This window comes from Saccharopolyspora sp. 6V, from assembly GCF_020176785.1.
In the GTDB taxonomy this organism is placed as follows: Bacteria; Actinomycetota; Actinomycetes; order Mycobacteriales; family Pseudonocardiaceae; genus Saccharopolyspora_C; species Saccharopolyspora_C gregorii.
Genome location: NZ_JAIUKB010000169.1, coordinates 1 through 6,592, shown reverse-complemented (window position 1 = coordinate 6,592; position 6,592 = coordinate 1). Strand labels below are relative to the sequence as shown.

Here is a 6,592-nt window from a genome sequence, read left to right as displayed (position 1 = left end):
TGGTGTGGGGGGGGCCGTGCGCGGGCGGGCCCACCGGGTCGCGCCCCGGGGGGTGGCTACCCACCGGGGCGGTCCCTGCCCCCGGGGGCCCCCCCCGGGGGGCCGGGGCCCCCCCCCCCCGGGGCCACCCGTTTTCGCACCAGGTCACTCCCCGCCGCGGCGGGCCTCCACCTCGCGGCGGAGTTCGCGCAGGTCCCGCATGGCCTGCACGGCGTGCGCGCCGTCGGTGGACTGGATCGCCATCACCGAGGCGTACTCGTCCTGCGGCAGTTCCAACCGCGCCCACGCGGCGCCGTCCGGGAAGCTGACGGCCTGCACCTCGTCCCACGAGTAGCGCTGGGTGCCGATCACGTTGCGCACCTCCAGCCCGGACAGGTCGGCGCGCAGCCGCGGCCGCGCCAGCAGCAGCGCCCCGCAGGCCAGCAGCACGCCCAGCCCGGCCATCGCGATCTGGTCCGACACCCGGAAGTACACGCCGGTCGGGGTGTTGCGCAGCAGCACCGCCACCACGGCGAACACGACCACCAGCACCACGGCCACCGGGATCACCACCCGGCGGATCTTGATCGGCCGCACCACCACGGGCCGGACCGCGTCCGAGGACTCCACCGCGTCCCCACCTCCCGCCGGTTCCGGACCGGCCACCTCGTCCCGAGCCTCAGCTGACTGCATGCGTCCAGTTTGCCCGGTAGCGCGGCGCACCCCGCGACAGCCCTCCGGACGCGGGTCAGCGGGCGCGCAGGTCGCGCAGCACCAGCGCGGTCTCCAGAGCGGCCGCGGTCGCCTCGAAGCCCTTGTCCTCGACCGATTCCGGGAACCCGGCCCGGTCCCGGGCCTGCTGGTCGGTGTCGCAGGTGAGCAGTCCGTTGCCGACCGCCGTCGACTCGTCCAGCGCCACCCGGGTCAGCCCGGCGGTCACCGAGTCGCAGACGTACTCGAAGTGCGGGGTGCCGCCGCGGATGACGACGCCGAGCGCCACCACCGCGTCGTGCCCGCGCGCCAGTTCCTGGCACACCACCGGGAGTTCGATCGAACCCGGCACCCGCACCACGGTCGGTTCCGCGATGCCCGCCTCGTGGGCGGCGGCGAGCGCGCGCTCCAGCATCCGGCCGGTGATCTTCTCGTGCCAGCGGATGCTCGCGATCGCCAGCTTCAGCCCGTCGGCCCGCGGGACCTCGACGCGGGGCCTGCCTTCGCCGCTCATGCGATGACCCCCGGCCTGCCGAAGCCGGTCTCGTCGCCGTCGCCGGTGATCGAGGAGTCCTCGCCGTCGTCGAGGTGGTTCAACTCGTGCCCCATCCGGTCCCGCTTGGTGCGCAGGTAGCGCAGGTTCTCCGGGTTCGGGCGGATCGGCAGGGCCTCCCGGCCCAGCACCCGCAGGCCGTAGCCCTCCAGCCCGATCCGCTTCTCCGGATTGTTCGTCAGCAGTCGCATCGACTTCACGCCCAGGTCGCAGAGGATCTGCGCGCCCTGGCCGTAGTCGCGGCTGTCCACCGGCATCCCCAGCGCCACGTTCGCGTCGACGGTGTCGGCGCCGTCGTCCTGCAGCTGGTAGGCCTGCAACTTGTGGATCAGGCCGATGCCGCGGCCCTCGTGGCCGCGCATGTAGAGCACGATGCCGCGGCCCTCGGCGGCGACCTTCTCCATCGCCGCGGACAGCTGCGGGCCGCAGTCGCAGCGCAGCGAGCCGAGCACGTCCCCGGTCAGGCACTCCGAGTGCACCCGCACCAGCACGTCCTCGCCGTCGCCGATCTCGCCGTAGACCAGCGCCAGGTGCTCGATGCCGTCGAGGGTGCTGTCGTAGCCGAAGGTGCGGAAGGTGCCGTGCGCGGTGGGGATGCGCGCCTCGGCGACCCGCTCGACCTGCTTCTCGAACCGCCTGCGGTAGGCGATGAGGTCGGCGATGGTGATCAGCCGCAGGTCGTGCTCGTCGGCGAAGACCTCCAGCTCGTCGCGGCGGGCCATGTCGCCCTCGGACTTCTGGCTGACGATCTCGCACAGCGCGCCCACCGGCCGCAGCCCGGCGAGCCGGGACAGGTCGACGCTCGCCTCGGTGTGCCCGGGCCTGCGCAGCACGCCGCCGTCGCGGGCGCGCAGCGGCACCACGTGCCCCGGCCGGTGCAGGTCGGCGGCCCGCGAACCGGCGTCCGCGAGGACCTGCAGGGTGCGGGCCCGGTCGCTGGCGGAGATGCCGGTGCTGACGCCTTCGGCCGCGTCGACGGCGACCGTGTAGGCGGTGCCCTTGCGGTCCTGGTTGGAGTGGTACATCGGCGGGAGGTCCAGCCGGTCGCAGTCCTCGCCGGTCATGCCGACGCACAGGTAGCCGGACGTGTAGCGCACCATGAACGCCACGAGTTCCGGCGTCGCCTTCTCGGCGGCGAAGATCAGATCGCCTTCGTTCTCGCGATCCTCGTCATCGACCACGATCACCGGGCGGCCCGCCGCGATGTCGGCCAGGGCGCGCTCGATGTCGTCGAACCTGTTGCTCACCGTGTCCCGTGCTCTTTCGCTCTGGGGCTGCGGCGCACCACCGGTGCGCCCGCCCTCGGTTCGGGCTGCCGGGCGGCTGTGCGTTCCCGGCACCGTCATTGTCCTCTCGCCTGCCGGGCTCCGGCCGCCGATCGGGCGGTCAGGACCCGTCCGCTCCGGTGCGGGGCCGGTCGAGCTGCGCGGCGGCGAGCCGTTCCAGGTGCTTGGCCAGCACGTCCACCTCGATGTTGACCTCTTCACCCGGTCGGCGCACCCCCAGAGTGGTGAGTTCCCGTGTGGTGGGAATCAGCGCCACGCTGAACTCGGTGCGTCCCGCTCCGACCACGGTGAGCGATACCCCGTCCACCGTGATCGAGCCCTTCTCCACCAGGTAGTGCGACAGACCGGCCGGCAGCTCGAAGCGGGTCAGGTCGCCGTCGGACTCCAGCAGCACGGCCGTGCCGTCCACGTGGCCCTGCACGATGTGCCCGCCGAGCCGGTCACCGAGCGCCATCGCGCGCTCCAGGTTCACCCGGTCGCCCGCGGTGATGTGCCGGATCGCGGAGCGGCGCACCGTCTCGGCCACCACGTCCACGGTGAACCGGCCGGCGCCGGAATCCACCACGGTCAGGCACACGCCGTTCACGGCGATCGAGTCGCCGTGCTTCGCGTCGGAGGTCACCAGCGGTCCTTCGACGGTCAGCCGCACCCCGTCGCCGTCCTCCTCGACGGACGTGACCGTGCCGAGCTCCTCGACGATGCCGGTGAACATGCTCTTCCTCCTCAGCGGCCGGTGGGCACGGCGCTGACGCGCACGTCCGGTCCGCTCATCGTGGTCTCTTCGATGTCCCACCACCATGCTTGGGAGACGCTCGCCACCCCGGCGTCGCCGAGCGCGGCGGGACCGGCGCCGAGCAGCGCGGGGGCCAGGTAGGCCAGCACGCGGTCGACGCACCCGGCGGCGACGAACGCCCCGGCCAGCGTCGGCCCGCCCTCCAGCAGCACGTCCACCACGCCGCGCCGGCCCAGCTCGGCCAGCACCGCCGCCGGGTCCCCGCCGGGCAGCCGGATCGTGGCGGCCGAGTCGTCGAAGACGCGCGCCCCGGCGGGCACCTCGCGGTCGCCGACGACGACGCGCAGCGGCTGGTGCGGGCGCAGGCCGCCGTCGGCTTCGCGGGCGGTCAGCTGCGGGTCGTCGGCGAGGACGGTGCCGGTGCCGGCGAGGATCGCGTCGACCTTGCCGCGCAGCTCGTGCACCTCGGCGCGCGAGGTCGCCGAGCTGATCCACTTGCTGGTGCCGTCGGCGGCGGCCGACCGGCCGTCCAGGCTCGCCGCGTACTTCCAGGTGACGTGCGGGCGGCCGGTGCGGGCGAAGTGCAGCCAGGCCCGCAGCGGGCCGCGCGCGATCTGCTCGCCGAGCAGGCCGGATTCGACGCGGACCCCGGCGGCGCGCAGCACTTCGGCGCCGCCCGCGGCCTGCGGGTTCGGATCGGCCACGGCGTGCACCACCCGCGCCACTCCGGCCGCGAGCAGCGCCGTGGTGCACGGCGCGGTGCGGCCGGTGTGCGCGCACGGTTCCAGGGTCACCACGGCGGTGCCGCCGCGGGCGCGGTCCCCGGCGGCGCGCAGCGCCATCACCTCGGCGTGCGGCCCGCCGGGCGGCTGGGTCGCGCCGGTCCCGGCGACGGCGCCGTCGGCGTCGAGCACCACGCAGCCCACCGGCGGGTTCGGGCTGGTGCTGCCGCGGACGCGTTCGCTCGCGGCGAGCGCCGCGAACATCGCGGCGCGCACCGGGTCCGCGGTCGCGGCGGTCACTTCCGGGCGTGCGCGAAGTTCGGGGCGGCCTGGGCGCGCAGCGCCTCCACCGCGCGGGCCGGGTCGTCGGCGCCGTAGACGGCGGAACCCGCGACGAAGCAGTCGACCCCGGCTTCCGCGGCCTGCTCGATGGTGTCGGCGTTGATGCCGCCGTCGATCTCCACGATGAGGTTCAGGTGCCCGGTGTCGACGAGGTTGCGGGCGGCGCGGGCCTTCTCCAGCACCTCGGTGATGAACTTCTGGCCGCCGAAACCGGGCTCGACGGACATCACCAGCAGCGTGTCGTAGTGCTTGAGCACTTCGACGTACTGGTCGAACGGCGTGCCCGGCTTGATCGACAGCCCGGCCTTGGCGCCGGCCGCGCGCAGATCCGCGGCGATCTTCACCGGGTCCTGGGCGGCTTCGGCGTGCACGGTGACGTTGTGCGCGCCCGCTTCGGCGTAGCCGATCGCCCAGCGGTCCGGGTCCTCGATCATCAGGTGGCAGTCCAGCGGGATGTCGGTGGCCTTGAGCAGCGACTCGACGACCGGGAGCCCGAGGGTCAGGTTCGGCACGAAGTGCGCGTCCATCACGTCGACGTGCACCCAGTCGGCGCCCTTGACGGCGTCGAGCTCGGTGGCGAGGCGGGCGAAGTCCGCGGACAGGATGGAGGGCGCGATCATCGGCTGGTTCGACACATGCGGGAGTGTAAATCTCACCCGCCCACCGCCCGCGCCCGCGTCGACCCGACGAGGTGAACCGCCCGCGCGCCCAGGTGAACGGGCGGGCGGTGCCCCGGCCAGCGGCTCAGGAGCGCCCGGCGGCCCGGCGGCGCAGGACGTAGTAGGCGACGCAGAGCAGGGCGAGGAACGGCACCCCCGCCTTCCACGCGGTGTCGAACTGCTCGGTGAACGGCGTCGTCAGCAGCACCGCCGCCACGAACAGCATCGCCAGCACCGTCGTCACCGGTGCGCCCGCCAGCCGCACCGGCGAATCCGGCAGCCCCGCGGCGACCCGGTGCCGCCGGAACGCCAGGTGGCTGGCGAAGATGAGCAGCCAGGTGATCAGCGCGCCGAACAGCGCCAGCCCCAGCAGCAGCGGGAACGCGGTGGACTCGGCGAACACCGAGATGCCCGCTGCCAGCACCAGCCCGCCCGCGGACAGCAGCAGCGCCCGCTGCGGCGCGCCGTGGCGGCTCAGCCCGGCGAACCACTTCGGCGCGTAGCCGTCCTGGGCGAGCGAGTAGGTCATCCGCGCCGTCACGTACAGGTTGGTGTTCATCGCGGACAGCGCCGCGGTGAGCACCACGAAGTTCATGACGCCCGCGGCGGCGGGGATCCCGGCGGTCGCGAACAGCGCCACGAACGGGCTCTGCGTCACGTCCTCCTCGGTGGACACCTGGTTCCACGGCAGGATCGAGACGACCACCAGCATGCCCAGCACGTAGAACAACCCGAGCCGCAGCACCATGTTCCGCGCCGCCCGCGGCACGTCGCGGCCCGGGTTCCGCGACTCGGACGCGGTGACGGCGACGGCCTCGGTGCCCAGGTAGGAGAAGGTGACCACGGTCAGCGCCAGCCACACCGCACCGATCCCGTTCGGCAGGAACCCGTCGTGCTCGGTGAGCGCACCGACGCCGGTGGCCGGGCGGCCGGGCAGGCCGAACACGATGTAGGTGATGCCGAGCAGCACGAACACGACGATCGTGACGACCTTGATCAGCGCGAACCAGTACTCGAACTCGCCGAAGAACCGCACGGCCGAGGCGTTGATCGCCAGCATGACCAGCGAGAACACCACGACGGGCAGCCACAGCGGCAGCTGCGGGTACCAGAACTGCACGTAGAGCCCGGCGGCGACGACCTCGCTGCCGATGTTGACGACCTGCGCGGCCCAGTAGATCCACCGCTGCACGAATCCGGCGAGGCCGCCGAGGTAGCGCTGCGCGATGGGCCCGAACCCGCCGGCCTCGGGGTGCACGACGACCATCTCGGCGAGCGCGTAGGCCAGGGCGAGCGCGGCGAAGGCGGCCACCGCGTAGGCGATGATCACGGCCGGGCCCGCGATGTTGATGGCGAGTCCGGAGCCGAGGAACAGCCCGGTGCCGATCGCGCCACCGATGGCGATCATGCCGACCTGCCGGCCGCTCAGGTCGCGGCGCAGCCCGCCGCCGTCCGCAGCCCGCTCCGGGTCCGTTCCCGCTGGTTCCAACTCGCCGCCTCCTCGACTGGCGTGCACTCGCGCGCACAGCACCCTAGCGACGCCGAACCCGGAAGCACGCGACAGTCTCCCCCACCACGGCGCTCCCCCGGCCCCCCTGCCCCGGCCC

At 73.6% G+C, this 6,592-nt stretch carries 7 protein-coding genes; all 7 read right to left on the bottom strand.

The window, feature by feature from the left end; translation table 11 throughout:
- Window positions 1-144: 144 nt before the first annotated feature.
- The 7 genes from LCD35_RS26910 to LCD35_RS26880 all read right to left on the bottom strand — a co-directional run bounded on the left by LCD35_RS26910 (window position 145) and on the right by LCD35_RS26880 (window position 6,393).
- Window positions 145-672 carry a PH domain-containing protein gene (locus LCD35_RS26910; RefSeq protein ID WP_224957718.1) on the bottom strand — a complete coding sequence of 176 codons (528 nt, stop codon included), beginning with the start codon at window positions 670-672 and terminating at the stop codon, window positions 145-147.
- A 55-nt stretch (window positions 673-727) separates the two neighbouring features.
- On the bottom strand, window positions 728-1,204 hold the full coding sequence (gene ribH, locus LCD35_RS26905) for a 6,7-dimethyl-8-ribityllumazine synthase (RefSeq protein ID WP_224957720.1): 477 nt from the start codon (window positions 1,202-1,204) through the stop codon (window positions 728-730).
- Complete coding sequence (locus tag LCD35_RS26900; RefSeq protein WP_224957721.1) at window positions 1,201-2,490, bottom strand: bifunctional 3,4-dihydroxy-2-butanone-4-phosphate synthase/GTP cyclohydrolase II; 1,290 nt, start codon at window positions 2,488-2,490, stop codon at window positions 1,201-1,203. Before LCD35_RS26900 ends, ribH begins: the two co-directional genes overlap by 4 nt.
- A 139-nt stretch (window positions 2,491-2,629) precedes the next feature.
- The gene (locus LCD35_RS26895; protein ID WP_224957722.1) at window positions 2,630-3,241 is read right to left on the bottom strand and encodes a riboflavin synthase; all 612 of its coding nucleotides are present in this window, start codon (window positions 3,239-3,241) and stop codon (window positions 2,630-2,632) included.
- An 11-nt stretch (window positions 3,242-3,252) separates the two neighbouring features.
- On the bottom strand, window positions 3,253-4,248 hold the full coding sequence (gene ribD, locus LCD35_RS26890) for a bifunctional diaminohydroxyphosphoribosylaminopyrimidine deaminase/5-amino-6-(5-phosphoribosylamino)uracil reductase RibD (RefSeq protein ID WP_224957728.1): 996 nt from the start codon (window positions 4,246-4,248) through the stop codon (window positions 3,253-3,255).
- 32 nt (window positions 4,249-4,280) lie between these two features.
- A complete protein-coding gene (gene rpe, locus LCD35_RS26885) occupies window positions 4,281-4,946 on the bottom strand; it encodes a ribulose-phosphate 3-epimerase (protein WP_224957729.1) in 666 nt (221 codons plus the stop codon).
- A 124-nt stretch (window positions 4,947-5,070) separates the two neighbouring features.
- Entirely contained in the window at window positions 5,071-6,393 is a 1,323-nt protein-coding gene (locus tag LCD35_RS26880) for an amino acid permease (RefSeq protein WP_374108143.1), read from the bottom strand.
- Window positions 6,394-6,592: the final 199 nt, after the last annotated feature.